At 65.5% G+C, this 14,787-nt stretch carries 16 protein-coding genes; 12 read left to right on the forward strand and 4 right to left on the reverse strand.

The genetic code is table 11. From position 1 onward, the window contains the following. Positions 1-678: 678 nt before the first annotated feature. Both AB4Y82_RS16685 and AB4Y82_RS16690 read right to left on the reverse strand, forming a co-directional pair. Positions 679-1,500, reverse strand: a complete 822-nt coding sequence (locus AB4Y82_RS16685; protein WP_441605377.1) for a ferritin-like domain-containing protein — start codon at positions 1,498-1,500, stop codon at positions 679-681. Positions 1,501-1,641: 141 nt separating this feature from the next. Next, positions 1,642-2,058: a universal stress protein gene (locus AB4Y82_RS16690; protein WP_441605378.1), complete on the reverse strand. Its 417-nt coding sequence runs from the start codon at positions 2,056-2,058 to the stop codon at positions 1,642-1,644. Positions 2,059-2,439: 381 nt separating this feature from the next. Between AB4Y82_RS16690 and AB4Y82_RS16695 the strand changes: the two genes are divergently transcribed. The 9 genes from AB4Y82_RS16695 (at position 2,440) to AB4Y82_RS16735 (ending at position 8,100) form a co-directional block, all read left to right on the forward strand. After that, positions 2,440-2,898, forward strand: a complete 459-nt coding sequence (locus AB4Y82_RS16695) for a hypothetical protein (RefSeq protein ID WP_441605379.1) — start codon at positions 2,440-2,442, stop codon at positions 2,896-2,898. A gap of 92 nt (positions 2,899-2,990) precedes the next feature. After that, a complete protein-coding gene (locus AB4Y82_RS16700) occupies positions 2,991-3,536 on the forward strand; it encodes a peroxiredoxin (RefSeq protein ID WP_441605380.1) in 546 nt (181 codons plus the stop codon). Further along, on the forward strand, positions 3,536-4,087 hold the full coding sequence (locus AB4Y82_RS16705) for a hypothetical protein (RefSeq protein WP_441611491.1): 552 nt from the start codon (positions 3,536-3,538) through the stop codon (positions 4,085-4,087). The genes AB4Y82_RS16700 and AB4Y82_RS16705 overlap by 1 nt, the downstream gene beginning before the upstream one ends. Before the next feature lie 71 nt (positions 4,088-4,158). Next, a complete protein-coding gene (locus AB4Y82_RS16710; protein ID WP_441605382.1) occupies positions 4,159-4,911 on the forward strand; it encodes a DUF2884 family protein in 753 nt (250 codons plus the stop codon). 110 nt (positions 4,912-5,021) lie between these two features. Then, positions 5,022-5,456: a DUF2383 domain-containing protein gene (locus tag AB4Y82_RS16715; RefSeq protein WP_441605383.1), complete on the forward strand. Its 435-nt coding sequence runs from the start codon at positions 5,022-5,024 to the stop codon at positions 5,454-5,456. 26 nt (positions 5,457-5,482) lie between these two features. Next, positions 5,483-6,055: a DUF924 family protein gene (locus tag AB4Y82_RS16720; RefSeq protein WP_441605384.1), complete on the forward strand. Its 573-nt coding sequence runs from the start codon at positions 5,483-5,485 to the stop codon at positions 6,053-6,055. Positions 6,056-6,081: 26 nt separating this feature from the next. Continuing rightward, positions 6,082-6,354, forward strand: coding sequence for a DUF2845 domain-containing protein (locus AB4Y82_RS16725; RefSeq protein ID WP_441605385.1), 273 nt, complete (start codon positions 6,082-6,084; stop codon positions 6,352-6,354). A 139-nt stretch (positions 6,355-6,493) separates the two neighbouring features. Further along, a complete protein-coding gene (locus AB4Y82_RS16730; protein WP_441611493.1) occupies positions 6,494-6,814 on the forward strand; it encodes a DUF2845 domain-containing protein in 321 nt (106 codons plus the stop codon). Positions 6,815-6,876: 62 nt separating this feature from the next. Beyond that, entirely contained in the window at positions 6,877-8,100 is a 1,224-nt protein-coding gene (locus AB4Y82_RS16735) for a low temperature requirement protein A (RefSeq protein ID WP_441605387.1), read from the forward strand. A 5-nt stretch (positions 8,101-8,105) separates the two neighbouring features. Here the strand turns inward: AB4Y82_RS16735 and AB4Y82_RS16740 are convergent, their stop codons facing one another. Continuing rightward, positions 8,106-9,131, reverse strand: a complete 1,026-nt coding sequence (locus tag AB4Y82_RS16740) for a 2-dehydropantoate 2-reductase (RefSeq protein ID WP_441605388.1) — start codon at positions 9,129-9,131, stop codon at positions 8,106-8,108. Beyond that, positions 9,128-10,786 carry an FAD-binding dehydrogenase gene (locus tag AB4Y82_RS16745; protein ID WP_441605389.1) on the reverse strand — a complete coding sequence of 553 codons (1,659 nt, stop codon included), beginning with the start codon at positions 10,784-10,786 and terminating at the stop codon, positions 9,128-9,130. Before AB4Y82_RS16745 ends, AB4Y82_RS16740 begins: the two co-directional genes overlap by 4 nt. A gap of 214 nt (positions 10,787-11,000) precedes the next feature. Between AB4Y82_RS16745 and AB4Y82_RS16750 the strand changes: the two genes are divergently transcribed. From AB4Y82_RS16750 to aceF, 3 genes are all read left to right on the forward strand, one after another. Then, the gene (locus AB4Y82_RS16750; protein ID WP_441605390.1) at positions 11,001-11,840 is read left to right on the forward strand and encodes a DUF2884 family protein; all 840 of its coding nucleotides are present in this window, start codon (positions 11,001-11,003) and stop codon (positions 11,838-11,840) included. A gap of 137 nt (positions 11,841-11,977) precedes the next feature. Further along, positions 11,978-12,811, forward strand: a complete 834-nt coding sequence (locus AB4Y82_RS16755) for a mechanosensitive ion channel family protein (RefSeq protein ID WP_441605391.1) — start codon at positions 11,978-11,980, stop codon at positions 12,809-12,811. Between the two features lie 194 nt (positions 12,812-13,005). Beyond that, a complete protein-coding gene (gene aceF / locus AB4Y82_RS16760) occupies positions 13,006-14,712 on the forward strand; it encodes a dihydrolipoyllysine-residue acetyltransferase (RefSeq protein ID WP_441611495.1) in 1,707 nt (568 codons plus the stop codon). Positions 14,713-14,787 lie beyond the last annotated feature (75 nt).

Raw genomic sequence — 14,787 nt, forward strand, 5'->3', positions numbered from 1 at the left:
CTGCGGGCTTCCGTCCTCCTGCCGGAGGCCGGGTTACTTTTCTTTGCTTGCCCAAAGAAAAGTAACCAAAAGAAAGGGCCCCCCGGATGACGCGCCTTCCGGGCCGTTGGCCCTCCAGGTGCGCGGTCGGGTTACGGGGTTTTTCGACAGGACATCCCTGTCCTGTCGAAAAACTGGCCGCATCCATGCGGCCACCCTGCGGGCTTTCCTCCACCCGCCCGCCGCGTCATACGGGGACCCCGGGGGCAGGAGCCACATCAAGAGCCACATCAAGAGCCACATCAAGAGCCGAACGCCCACCGTGCCGGTCGGCAGTTTGTCTGTTGTAGGAGCGCACTTGTGCGCGACCGGCCGGAGCGGTGCATCCACGCGCTGCGGTCGCGCACAAGTGCGCTCCTACAGGAGGGTTCGCATGTTTTGGGGGCGGACCACACACCGCGGGCCGCTATTTGTTGGAGCGCACCCTGTGCGCGACCAACCTAGGGAGCGGTACACCCCGGCGCCGCGGTCGCGCACAAGTGCGCTCCTACAAGGGGAGCGCGCACGTCGTGGACGGCGGATCAACGCTGCCGACGGGCTATTTGTGGGAGCGCACCCTGTGCGCGACAAACCTGCGGAGCGAGGCACCCGGGTGTGGCAATGGCAGCCGATCGAAGCAATCGCCGCCGAGCCATTCCTTCAATTGAGAAACAACCTCTCCGCCAACTTCGCCAGCGGCTTCTCCATCGCATTCTGCAAACGCGGCGGCAACTCCAGCGGCTTGAGCAGCATCTTCACCGTCATTTCCGCGGGGATATTCCGCCGCAGCAGGTCTTGTGCGCGGCCGGTGACGCGCTTGAACTCGGCGTGGTTGTCCTTGTGCTGCGGATAGCACTGGTCGAACACGTGGCGCAGCGCGATGTCGCTGTCTTCGCCGCGGATTTCGTTGAGGCGACGCAGGATGACCCGGAATATCTTGTAGCGACCGAAGCCCTCGCGTTCGCGATACAGGCGGTAGTGCTGGTAGAAATTCTTGTAGTGGCGGACTTCGTCGCTCTTGATGTGACCGGTGAGCTGCTTGAGCACGGGTTCATCGGTGATGTCGTTGAGTGCGCGGTAGAGGCTGGCGGTACCGGTTTCCACCACGCAGCGCGCGGCAAGTTCCAGGCCGCGGATGGGTTCCAGTTGTTCGGCGGTGCACACCGCGCCGTACTCGGCCCAGAACGCGGCGAAGCCCTTGTCCCAGTCGAATTCCGGCCACACCGCTTTCACATAGGCGGCAAGGGCGCGGCCGTGCTGCAGTTCCTCGTGTTCCCAATGCTGGCTGAGCCAGGTCTGCAGGGTCTCGTCACCCGCGAAGTGGTCGACCAGATTGTGCGTATACAGGTCCGAACCGCTCTCGACGAAGGAGGCGCTGCACAGCAAGAAAAACAGGTCTTCGTTCTGGCGTACACGTTGGATGTCGATCCGACTGAAGTCCAGGCTTTCGAGGGTCCAGGGCAACGATTGGGCATAGCTCACGCGGGCTTTCCTGTGCGGGGGGCCGAAGGGCTGGCTTGACGCGGGGCACGGCGCCAGCCTGGCATGACGATCGTGTGACAGCATACGACGAGACGGCAACGCGGGATTAACGAGCGCCGACCCGCGGGGCTGGCGGGTGGCTCAGCGCACCACGGTCACCGGCACGTGGGCGCGCTCGAGCACGTCGCTGGAGACCGATCCGAGCAGCCAGCGCGCGAGCGCGCCGCGCTCGGTATGGCCGATCACGATGTGATCGATGGCGTGGTTGCGTACCTGCTCCAGCAGGACATCGCCGGGGCTGCCGCGCACCACCTCGGCGTCGATCAGGGACGCCGTGCCCGGCACCAGATCCTTCACTTCGTCGAGCAACTGGGAGCAACGCTTGCCGCCCTGGTCGGCGATCATCAGCGTACAGGTGTCGGCGCTCCCTTCGGTCAACTGCAACACCGACACCACGCGGACGCGGCCACCGGTGGCCTGCGCCAGTTGCACGGCAAAGCGCAGCGCGCGTTGCGATGTGGCGGAGCCGTCATAGCCGACCAGCGAATAGTTAGACATGCGCTACCTCGGGCACAGGCAGGCTTGCTGTGTCGGGCACGGGTGCGAGGCGGCCCAAGGCAGATCGGCCTGCGGTTTTCTCGGATCTTGAGGGTCAGCGTAATCCTCGCCGCGCGCCTGCGCTACGGGTGATGCGCCCAATCCATGCGCGCTCATCAGGCGGCCGAAACACAGGGCTTCCCCAGGCGCAACGTACGGGCACGACAGGCTTTTTTAAGCCTTGAGCCAGCATTGCTTGCGAAGCCGTTAACGAAGCATCCAGCTATTTGCACACTGCGTTCACGGGAACTGCCGACCATGGAGGTGCTACGGCGGACAGGTGCACGCTGACCACAGTGGCTGACGTCGTCCGAAGTCCTCATTCACTGCAAGGAGATGAAAATGATCAAGCGTTCAATGGGTATGGCGGCTCTCGTACTGGCTTGCGCAGGCGCCATGTCGATGGCACCGGTATCCGCAGCCCGTGCGGCCGAAGCCGAAGTGAAGTGCGATCTCTCCTTCAGCATTTCCGGATGGTCGCTCATCTACAAGCATGCCTCGGGCAGTGGCACGGTGGTTTGCAATAACGGCCAGAAGTCCAAGGTGAAGATCTCGGTCAATGGCGGCGGCATCACCGCCGGCAAGTACCGCATCGACAACGGCAAGGGTGACATCACCCATGTGCGCAGTATCGACGATGTGTTCGGCACCTATGCGCAGGCCGGTGCCGAAGCAGGCGTGGTCAAGAGTGGCGAGGCCCAGGTGTTGACCAAGGGCACCACGTCGCTGGCCCTGCATGGCAGTGGCGAGGGCGTGAACCTCGGCGTTTCGGTGGGCGCGTTCGAGATCGAGCGCGAATAAGTCACCGTTGCAGGCTCGATGCAGAGGGTGCCGCATGGCGCCCTTTGTTTTGCTGCGCGTAAACTGGCCCGGAATTCTTTCGGAGTGTCCCGATGCCTCGCCTCTCGTTCCTGTTGATGTTGAGTCTGCTGCTGGGCCTGCTGGCTCCGGCCTATGCCGACGCGCCCGCCGCCACGCTGCCGCAGGTCGGCCAGAAAGCGCCTGATTTCCACCTGCAGGACCAGAACGGCAAGTGGCATACGCCGGCCGATCATCAGGGGCGTTGGGTGGTGCTGTACTTCTATCCGAAGGACTTCACGCCCGGTTGCACCACCGAGGTCTGCGCGTTCCGCGACGATGTCGCCAAGCTGCGCCAGCAGGGTGCCGACGTGCTGGGCGTGAGCCTGGACGATGTGAAATCGCACGCGGACTTCGCCGCCAAGTACCACGTACCGTTCCCCTTGCTGTCCGATGCCGACAGCAAGACCGCGCAGGCCTATGGCGTGCTCGCTTCCAAAATGGGCTTCAAGTACGCGCGCCGCACCACCTTCCTGATCGACCCGCAGGGCAGGGTTGCCAAGGTCTATGAGGATGTGGATCCGGAGAAGAATTCGGCCCAGGTGCTGGCCGATCTCGCATCGCTGAAGGCGTCTTCCTGATGCCGTTGATGCTGCGTAGCGAAACCCGCCGCGACGGCTTCGCGCTGTGGCGCATCGTGACCTGGCTGATCCTGCTGCTGGCGGCCTATGGCTGCATGCAGTACGCGTTGCATGCCACCCAGTTGTGGCGTGTGCTGCAGCCGCTGCCCGCGTCCAATACGGGCGACATCTTGCAGCTGCACAAGATGCTGGCCTGGGATGTGCTGTATTTCGTCGCAGCGCTGGCGCTGGTGGTGATCTGCGCGGGGGCGATTCTTCGCCAGGGCTGGGCGCGGCCTTCGCTGCAGCTGGCCAGTGTGCTGCTGGCGGTGGGCTGGGGCCTGGTGGGTGGGCTGATGCTGTTCCTGCAGTGGCGCGACTTCAGCCAGGCGGTGGCGTTGACCAATGCCCAGGACTCGCTCGATACCGCCTCGCAGATGGCGATGGCGCATATGCGCCGGTCATTTCTGATGGCAGTGGGGATCAAGTTCGTAGGTGTGCCGGTATTGCTGTGGCTGGCCTGGTGGCTGGGGCGCCCGTCGGTGCGTGCCCAGTTCCGCTCGCGACGCTGAGCACGTTCGGTTCAGGTCCGGTTGCCGCGGCGCGGGTTATCGCTGCGGCATCGATTGCTCCGGGCCCTCCCATGTTCCTGCGCCGCCTGTCCCTCCTCGCCACCCTCTCGCTGGCCAGCGTGGCCTTGCACGCGCAGGACCTGGCGACCACCTGCCACGCCACCAGCAGTTACGACCTGACGATTGCGCCTGATCGTCTCTTGTTCGATCGCTCGCAACCCTTGCCACGCCAGGTGGAACTGCGCGATGGCAGTCTGCGCACCGATGGCAGCAAGGTCGCCCTGCGTGCGGACGAGCAGGACCGCCTGGCCTTATTCGAGCGTGAGTTACGAGCCCTGGCGCCTCGCGCCAAGGCGGTGGCAGCCAATGGCGTGGACATGCTCGCGGCCGCCATGCACGACGAGGGCACCCGCCTATCGCTGGACCCCGCGACACGGGCAGAACTCGACCGCCGCGTGGCGTCCCGCGCGGCAGAGCTCAAACAGCGCCTGGCGGCCAGCAACAGTACCCACGACTGGCAGGGCAACCTGGCCGACCAATACGCCAACCAGCTGGCCTCTGACCTGATGCCCTTGCTGGCCAATGATCTCGGCCAGCAGGCCATGAATGCCGCCATGACCGGCGATCTGCAGGCGGCGGCCAACCTGCGCGATACGGCCGGCGACCTCACCACCCAGCTGCGCCCCCGTCTGGAGCAGCGCATGCAGGCCCTGGGGCCGCAGGTCCAGGCCTTGTGCCCGGCAGTCCAGCGGCTGGCCGAGCTGCAGCAGGGCATCCGCGGTACCGGCGGCCAACCCCTGAACTTGCTGGACGTGGGTCAGTAAAACCCCGGCTGAGCGAGGGTTCTCACGAAGCCTCAGATTAACCCTACGCTAAGTGGCGAAGGACGAGGATGGCGCCTGCATTCGCTTTTAGCTCAGCAGGAGGCGACTTCGTGTCGCGTGCACCGCAATACAACGCCCTTATCCGGCGTGGCATCGATGACCGGGACCTGTACCGCAGGGCCCTGGTCCAGGTTCGCGAACCGGGACTGCAGGCCTTGCTGGCCGAGAACCTGCACACCCTGGACGCCCTGATCGGCGACCTGCAGGCACAGATGCATGCCGCGGGCCGCACACCGGCCAGGCACGGCACGCTGCCTGGCGCCGTGCGCGGGGCGCTGGCCGACATGGTCACCGGCATGGCCTCCAACCGCGATTCGGCCTGGGTCCACTATCTGGCCCGCCACGAGTGCGCTCTGCTGAGGAGTTTCGAGCAGCAGATGGCGCTGGCCTCGGACGAATCGGCGCGCGTGCTGAGAGTCCAGTTGTCGCGCCTGCACGGCATCCATAAGGATATGCACTGCCTGGCCGGTACCACCCACGGTTGACCGGTCGCCCATCGTAAGGAGCGCGCGTGCCGACCCCCACGGACGTGTTGGATTTCTGGTTCGCCGAAGATTCGCAGGCGCACTGGTATGAGCGCGACGACGCTTTCGACGCGGCCATTCGCCAGCGCTTTGGCGACACGCTGGACGCGGCCCGGCGCGGCGATCTCGATCACTGGGCGCAAACGCCCGGGGGCTGGCTGGCCCTGCTGATCGTGCGCGATCAGTTCAGTCGCAATCTCTATCGCGACGACGCCCGCGCGTGGTCGGCCGATCCCATGACGCAAGTGCTTGCGCTCGATGGCATCGCGCGCGGCGACGACCAGCGGCTGACGCCGATGCAGCGCGTCTTTGCCTATATGCCGCTCGAACATGCCGAGAGCCTGGTATTGCAGGTGCACTGTGTGCACTTGTTCGAACGGCTGGTGGCCGGTCAACCAGCGTCGGAGCGCCCGTGTTTCCAGAACTTCGTTGATTACGCCCGTCGCCATCACGATGTGATAGCGCGGTTCGGCCGGTTTCCCCACCGCAACGCCGTCCTCGGCCGTCTCGATACACCTGCGGAACAGGCGTATCTTGCGACTCCGGAATCGGGTTTCTGAGCGTCACCGACGACACGGAGTTGATCATGCGCCGCTATCTGTTCATTGCCCTGTTGCTGTTGAGCGCAAGCGCCACGGCAGCCAATACCTATCGCGTGGGCAGCGAGGTGCTGACCGTCGGCGACAGTGCGGTGCGCGCCATGCAGCTGATGGGCAAGCCGGATTTCAAGGAGCCGGTGCAAAGCGACTTTGGCGGCTACCAGGGCGAGCGCTGGCAGTACATGCGCGATGACGGACGCGTCGTCATCATCACCATCCTCAATGGCAAGGTGTCGGACATCGCCGACCGCTCGCGCTGAGCGATGCGTCATCGACGTGAACGACGACAGCAGGCGATGCCTGCCGACAGCAAGCCGCGGCCGTAAACCCATGCCGTGATCGGATATCGCATCGCTAAGGTGACTCTCCGTGCCACGTGCACACGGAGAGGGACGAGCGATGCGTCGAACCATGTGTCTGAGTGTCCTGTTGTTCGCGTGCGCGGCTCACGCAGGCAGCGGAACCTTGCGCGTCGGCAGCCAAGTGCTGGTGGTGGGCGACTCCGCCACGCGGGTCCTGGAGCTGCTGGGCAAGCCGTCGTACCGCTCGCATGCCGCTTCGTCTTCGAGCAGTCACCGGGGCAGCCGACGCAGCCGCAGACACGGCGGTCGATCGACATCGTCGGGCGGCGAGCAATGGCAGTACCGGCAGGGCAGTCGCGTCGTCACCATCGTGGTAGCCGACGGCAAGGTCAGCGCGATCCGCGACGATGGCCACTGAGTGAGATGGCGGCGCGGCCGCCGCTCATGCGATAACTGTCGCGAGGGAAGGGAGATCGCGTCATGTCCGAAACGTCTGCATCGGCGCAACGCCGCTCGCCAAGCCTGCTGCGCCCGCACCAGCCGGGCACGCACGGCAAGGTCACCAATATCGAGCTGTTCTTCGATCTGGTGTTTGTCTATGCCGTCACGCAGTTGTCGCACACGCTGCTGCGCGACTTGAGCGTGCTGGGCGCCGTGCACGTGTTGCTGCTGTTTCTGTCGGTCTGGTGGGTATGGATCTTCACTGGCTGGGTCACCAACTGGCTCGACCCCGATCGCTTTGCCGTACGCCTGCTGGTGCTGGCGCTGATGTTCGCGGGTCTATTGCTGTCGGTGGCGCTGCCCGAGGCATTCGACGGCCACGGCCTGATGTTCGCCTGCGCCTACGCCTCGATGCAGGTGGGGCGTTCGCTGTTCATGGTCTGGGCGTTGCGGGTGTCGACACCGGCGGCGCGCCTGAACTTCTATCGCATCACGCTATGGTTCGCGGTGGCGGGCGTGCTGTGGGTGATGGGCGGCCTGGCCTCGGACCAGGCGCGCCTGGCCTGGTGGGCCGTCGCGTTGGGTATCGAGTACGTGGGACCGGCGGCGTATTTCTACGTACCGGGGCTAGGGCGATCCTACACGCGCGAATGGGACGTGGAAGGCGGCCATATCGCCGAGCGTTGCAGTCTGTTCGTGATGATCGCGCTGGGCGAATCCGTGGTGGTGATGGGCAGCACGTTCGCGGAAGGCACGCGCACGGCCGATCTGTGGTTTGCCTTCATCATGGCGTTCGTCGGCTGCGTGGCGATGTGGTGGATTTACTTCGACCTCGGCGTGGAGCGCGGCAGCCGCTCGATCATCCAATCGACCGATCCGGGACGCACGGCGCGGCTGGGCTATACCTATCTGCACCTGTTGATCGTGGCCGGCATCGTGGCTTGCGCGGTTGGCGACGAGCTGAGCCTGGCGCATCCCCTCGCCACGGCGCAAACGGCGCAGATCGCCGTGTTGCTGGGCGGCCCGGCGCTTTATCTGCTGGGCAATGCGCTGTTCAAGAAGACCGTCAACAACACTAATTTTCCACTGTCCCATCTGGTGGGGTTGGGCTTGCTGGCGGCCCTGGCGTGGCCAGCGCATGCGCTGCCAGTAGTGGCGCTGGCGACGGCGACCACGCTGCTGCTGGTCGGCGTCGCGCTGTGGGAAACCATCTCGCTGCGCAATCTGCGGCGTGAGCTTTACGCCGCTGAAGCGCAGGAGTAACGCGCTTACGTCGCCGCGCGGCTGCGCAAATCGTCGAGCAACTCCTGCGCCGTCCATGCACGCCGCGCCTGTTCGACCTGATGCACCAGCTCGACCAGTCGCGCATTCACCGGTGCGGCGACACCGTGCGCCGCGGCCAGCCGCACCACTTCGCCGTTGATGGCGTCGACCTCGGTGGAGCGGCCACGTTCAAGGTCTTCCCACATCGACGAACGCGCCACCGGGTCGATCGCCAGCAGGCGCGAGGCGAGCCGGCGGAACCAGCTGTCCGGCATCTCCAGCACGCGCGGCAACCAGGCTGGCGGCAAGGGCGTGAGTTTGGCTGGATGCATGTCTGCGGCATCGAACACCGTCAGCGCTTCGCGTTGGGCCAGCGCCAGGCAACGACGCCAGTCGCGCTGGGAGAGTTGTTCCTTCAAGGGCAGGTTGGACAGCGCGTTCAGTGCGTTGTTTAGGTTGAGCAGCAGCTTGGCGGACAACACCGCGGGCATATCGCTGCGCGCCAACAGCGGCAGACCCGATGCTTCGAACACGGGCAGAAACGCCGCCAGCGCTTCGTGCGCCTCCACCATCAGCTCGCCGCCGGAACCCTGATGGAAATCGCCGGGAATGCGCTGAAGCACGTTGAACGGCACCATCCCGGCCAACACTGGATGACCGGGCAGGGCATCGCGCAGGATGGCGGCGTTGTGCAGGCCATTCTGGAAACTCACCACCGGTACGCCGGGAGCAATCACTTCCGCCAGCTCACGCGCCACCGTTTCAGTGGCCGACGACTTCACGGTCACCAGCACCAGGTGCGCTTTCGCCGCAGCGAAGGGATTGACCTGCAATTCCACATCGCGTGCGGCGACGTGTTCATGGCCGCCCAGCAGGTCGCTCCAGTCCAGGCCGTGGATGCGCCAGGCGTCGATGACGCGGCGGCGGCCGATGCAGGTGATGCGTGCATTGTCGTGCAGCCGGGCGCCGAGGTAGCCGCCCACGCTGCCCGCGCCGTAGATGGCGATGCGGGGCAGGGCATGCACGCTCATGCGACGGCCTTGGCCGCGGCGCGACCGGCGATGCGTCCGGAAAACAGGCAGCCGCCGAGGAAGCTGCCTTCCAGTGCGCGATAGCCATGCAGACCGCCACCGCCGAAGCCCGCCGCCTCGCCCACGGCATATAGCCCTGGCATCGGCTGACCATCCTGGCCGAGCACGCGCGCATCCAGATCGGTTTCCAGACCACCCAGCGTCTTGCGCGTGAGGATGTTCAAACGCACCGCGATCAGCGGGCCGTTCGCCGGATCCAGCAGGCGATGCGGCTTGGCCACGCGTACCAGCTTGTCGCCGCGATAGCGACGCGCGTTGTGGATGGCCATCACCTGGCCGTCCTTCGTGTACGGATTATCGAACTGGCGATCGCGTGCCTCGATCTCCCGGCGGATATGCTCCAGGTCGAGCAGCGTGTTGCCGGCGAGTGCATTCATGCCGGCGACGAGTTCTTCCAGCGTGTCGCGCACGATGAAGTCGCGGCCATGCTGCTTGAACGCTTCCACCGGTGCAGGCGCGCCCTTGCCGACCGCGCGCTTGGCGACTTGTCGCCAGCTCTTGCCGGTGAGATCGGGATTCTGCTCCGAGCCCGACAAGGCAAATTCGCGTCGGATGATCTGCTGGTCGAGGATGAACCAGCTGTAGTCGTGGCCGGTGCGGCGCAGATGTTCCAGCGTACCCAGCGTGTCGAAGCCTGGCCACAGCGGCCCGGGCAGGCGGTTGCCGGCGGCGTCGAACCAGAACGACGAAGGGCCCGGCAGGATGCGGATGGCATGCTTGGGCCAGATCGGGTTCCAGTTTTCGATGCCCTCGACGTAGTGCCACATGCGATCGCGATTGATCAGACGCGCACCGGCGCTTTCGCTGATGCCCAGCATGCGGCCGTCCACGTGCGCGGGCACGCCGCACAGCATGTGCGCGGGCGGCGGTCCGAGACGTTCCGGCCAGTTGCGCCGCACCAGCGCGTGGTTGCCGCCGATGCCGCCCGCCGCCACGATCACTGCCTGCGCGCGCTGTTCGAAATCATGCAGCACGTCGCGCGAACTCGGCTTGCCGCGCGCCATGCCGTCAGCCGCCAGCACCTTGCCGCGCACGCCGACCACGGCGCCGCCTTCCACCATCAATTCATCCACGCGATGGCGGAAGCCGAATTGCAGCAGGCCTTTGGCCTGGGCTTCGCGGGCACGCCGTACGAAGGGTTCGATCACGCCGGGCCCGGTGCCCCAGGTCACGTGGAAGCGGGGCACCGAATTGCCGTGGCCGATGGAACCGTGCCCGCCGCGTTCGGCCCAACCCACCACCGGAAACCAGCGCATGCCCATGGCGTGCAGCCAGGCGCGCTTTTCGCCGGCGGCAAAGTCCACATAGGCCTGTGCCCAACGGCGCGGCCAGTGGTCTTCGGGGCGATCGAACGCCGCCGTGCCCATCCAGTCGGCCAGCGCCAGGGCATGCGAGTCACGCACGCCCATGCGCCGCTGTTCCGGCGAGTCGACGAAAAACAGCCCGCCGAACGACCAGAACGCCTGTCCCCCCAGGCTTTGTTCCGGTTCCTGCTCGAGCACCAGCACGCGCTTGCCGGCATCGGCCAACTCCGTGGCGGCCACCAGCCCGGCGAGGCCGGCTCCCACCACGACCACATCGCACCCTTCCCGCATCCCCCGCCTCCCCGTGGCGATTTGCGTCTCGGGAACTTAGCGTGCCTGTCGGCGCATTCCTATGCGCGCTGCGTCATAGCCAGGAAGTCCCGATAGCCCAGAAGTCTCGGGTGACTGGTGGCACGGCATGACCTCAAGCCCATGCCCGCACTCATGCCGTGCTGCATCGTGGCGATCGAGGCCCACGGCATGTGGCACACGGAAGGGGAACGACATGCGTACCACCATGATGGCTTGCGCGCTGGCGGCGGGACTGGCGTTGGGCGGCGCGGCGCACGCGCACGATCTCGAAGTACATGACGGCCATTGCGGCTATTCGACCGCCTACGATGTGCAGGTCATGCCCGGCGGCATCGGTTTCCACCGTAATGACGGCAAGCCCGCCGACGTGTTCATGCACGACGGCCACTTGCGCGTGGATGGCCGCGACGTGGCGTTGAGCGGCGAAGATGCCGCACGCCTGCGTGACTACGAGCAGCAAGTACGGCTGCTGTTGCCGGAAGTGGCCGACGTCGCGCGCGAGGGCGTCAACATCGGTTTTGCCGCGATGCGCACCGTGCTGATGACGTTCGCCGAAAACGACGACGAGCGCCACCGCATGGTGGGACGTCTGGATGAGAATCATCGCCTGGCCTTGGCACGCGTCGACGACGGGCTGGGCAAGGGCGTGTGGAAATCCGACGACATGGAAGAGGTCGTCGAAAAAAGCGTCGAGAATTCCGTCTCCGACCTGGTTTCCAAGGTGGCTGGTGAGGCCGTCTCGGCGGCGCTATCCGGTGACCAGAGCAAGGTGGCAGCGCTGCAGGCGCGGGCCGAGTCGCTGGACAAGAGCATCGACCGCGAAGTGAACAAGCGCGCCGACGAACTGGACAAGCACGCCGATGCGCTGTGTCCGAAGCTCAGTTCGCTGGACGCCCTGCAACACCAGTTCCAGTTCCGGCTGCAGGATGGCTCGCGCCTGCAGCTGCTGGCCTACGACAAGAAAGAACATAACAAGAAGCTGATGACAGCCACGGACAGTGCCCGCGCCGGCGGAGGCGAATCCGCGCACTGATCCTTCGTCAGGGCTCCCCTGCCAGACACTGGACCGCGTCGGTGCTGTCGACGCGGTCATTTTTCGTGGGCGAAACAGAACCTTGATTGTTGCGCTGGTAGTCTCTCGGGGTTTTTTCGTTGAGAGCACCGCCACTCATGCACGATCTTCTGGCCCGTCTGCCCCTTTCCGAAGCCACCATTTCGGTGCTTATCAATATCGGCCTGGCTATCTTGCTGCTGCTGATCGGCGTATGGCTGGCCGCGCGCGTGGCCAATATCGCCCAGCGCGCCATGCATCGCGCGAATGTGGACGTGACGCTCAGCGGTTTTTTGCGCAACCTGATCTATGGCGTGCTGATTGCGATGTTGATCGTGATGGCGCTGCAGCAGGCCGGCGTGCCCTCGGCGCCGCTGGTGGCTGCGCTGGGCGCGGGCGGCCTGGCCATTGGCCTGGCCTTGCAGGGGTCGTTGAGCAATCTGGCCTGGGGCGTGCTGCTGATCGTGTTTCGCCCGTTCCGGGTGGGCGATTACATTCAGGCCGGCGGTGTGGAAGGCACGGTGGAAGCGGTGAGCCTGATGCACACCATGCTGACCATGCCCGACAACCGCGAGGCGGTCGTGCCCAATGCCAAGATCGGTTCCGACGCCATCATCAATTTCAACCGCCGCGGCACCCGCCGCTTCGAGCTGAAAGTACGCGTCGGCTACAAGGATGACCTCGGCAAGGCGATGGAGTTGATCCGCGGCCTGTTCGACGCCGATGCGCGCATCCTGAAAGATCCTGCGCCGGGCGTATGGACCGAGAGCCTCAGCGACAGCGGCGTGATGCTGGTGCTGCGCGCCTATACCAAGAGCGCCGATGGCTGGGGCGCGCAGACCGATCTGCTGCGCGCGCTCAAGGAGCGTTTCGAGGCGGAAGGCATCAGCCTCGCCGCGCCTCAGCAGCAGCTGGTATTGCTGCAAGGACGCCCGTCGGAGCAGACCACCTGACGAAGTGGAATGCTGCGGCCGGGATCGTCGTTGCGGCAGGCCCGGAATAGCTAGACCAAAGTCTTGCATACGTATGCGAATGGTGCCTTCAAACGATCCAAAAGCGTCCAGAACGCGGTCTCGTTCGCTATCATTGAAAACCTTACGCGGCCGTCATCCCCGCCGGCTCGCCATCGCCATCCGTAGGAGCAACCATGGCCGACCTTAAAGAAGCACGCGTTCCCGATATCGGCAGCGAGAACGTGCCGGTGATCGAAGTGCTGGTGAAACCCGGTGACAAGGTCGCCAAGGAACAAGGCCTGGTCACGCTGGAATCGGACAAGGCCACCATGGAAGTGCCGGCCCCGTTCGCGGGCACGGTGAAGGAAATCAAGCTGAAGGTGGGCGACGAGGTGTCCGAGGGCGCCCTGATCGCCATCATCGAAGCCGACGGTGAGGCTGCCGCGCCTGCTCCCCAGCAGGCTGCCGCGCCGGCCAAGGCCGAAGCGCCCGCCAAGGTCGCTGCTGCGCCGGCCCCTGCGCCGGCTGCCCCCGCACCGGCACCTGCTGCGGCTCCCGCCGGCGGTGGTGGCGTGCAGGAAGTGAAGGTGCCCGATATCGGCAGCGACGACGTGCCGGTGATCGAGATCCTGGTGAAGGTGGGCGACACCATCACCAAGGACCAGGGCCTGATCACGCTGGAATCGGACAAGGCCACCATGGAAGTGCCGGCCCCGTTCGCGGGTGTGGTGAAAGAGATCAAGGTCAAGATCGGCGACGAGCTGTCCGAAGGCAACGTGATCGCCCTCGTGGAAGCTGCCGGCGGTGCCGCTGCGCCCGCACCGGCTCCCGCTCCCGCACCGGCTGCCGCCAAGGTCGCCGCGCCGACGGTCGAAGAAAAGCCGGAGCCCGTCGGTGGCCGAAGCGTGCTGCCGGGCAATGCGCCGGAAGGCGACGTGGCCCCCACCGCGCGTCCGCCGTTCGATGCCGGCATCGTGATGCCGGGTGACGCCCCGTACGCCAGCCCCGCCATCCGCGCTTTTGCGCGCGAGCTGGGCGTGGACGTGCGCCAGGTGAAGGGCACCGGCCGCAGCGGCCGCATCCAGCGCGAAGACATCACCGGTTACGTGAAGCACGCACTGGCGTCGGGCGCACGTCCCACCGGTGCACCGGTCGCCGCAGGCGGCGGTCTCAACCTGTTGCCGTGGCCGAAGGTCGACTTCAGCAAGTTCGGCGAGATCGAAGAGAAGCCGCTGTCGCGCATCCAGAAGATCTCCGGCGCCAACCTGGCGCGCAACTGGGCGATGATCCCGCACGTCACCCAGCACGAAGATGCCGACATCACCGAGCTGGAAGCCTTCCGCAAGAAGCTCGGCGAAGAGAACAAGGATCTGAAGATCACCCCGCTGGTGTTCCAGATCAAGGCCGTGGTTGCCGCGCTGAAGAAATTCCCGCAGTTCAACTCCTCGCTGGATGTGTCGGGCGAGAAGCTGACCCTGAAGAAGTACTTCCACATCGGCATCGCGGTGGACACGTCCGATGGCCTGGTGGTGCCGGTGATCCGCGACTGCGACAAGAAGGGCCTGCTGGATCTGGCCACCGAACTGGGCGAGATCTCCAAGAAGGCGCGCGACAAGAAGCTCGGTCCGAACGACATGTCCGGCGGCTGCTTCTCGATCTCCTCGCTGGGCGGCATCGGCGGCACCTCGTTCACGCCGATCGTCAACGCACCGGAAGTGGCCATTCTTGGCGTGTCCAAGGCGTCCATGAAGCCGGTGTGGAACGGCAAGGAATTCGCCCCGCGCCTGATCCTGCCGCTGTCGCTGAGCTATGACCACCGCGTGATCGACGGCGCGCTCGCCGCGCGCTTCGCCACCTACCTCGCACAGCAGCTGGGCGACATCCGCCGCCTGCTGCTCTGACGCGCTCTTAGCTCCCTCTCCCCTCCGGGGAGAGGGCTGGGGTGAGGGGCCAATCTTGCGTCGGTCCCTCACTGC

It is taken from the genome of Dyella sp. 2YAF14 (assembly GCF_052114725.1).
Taxonomy (GTDB): domain Bacteria; phylum Pseudomonadota; class Gammaproteobacteria; order Xanthomonadales; family Rhodanobacteraceae; genus Dyella.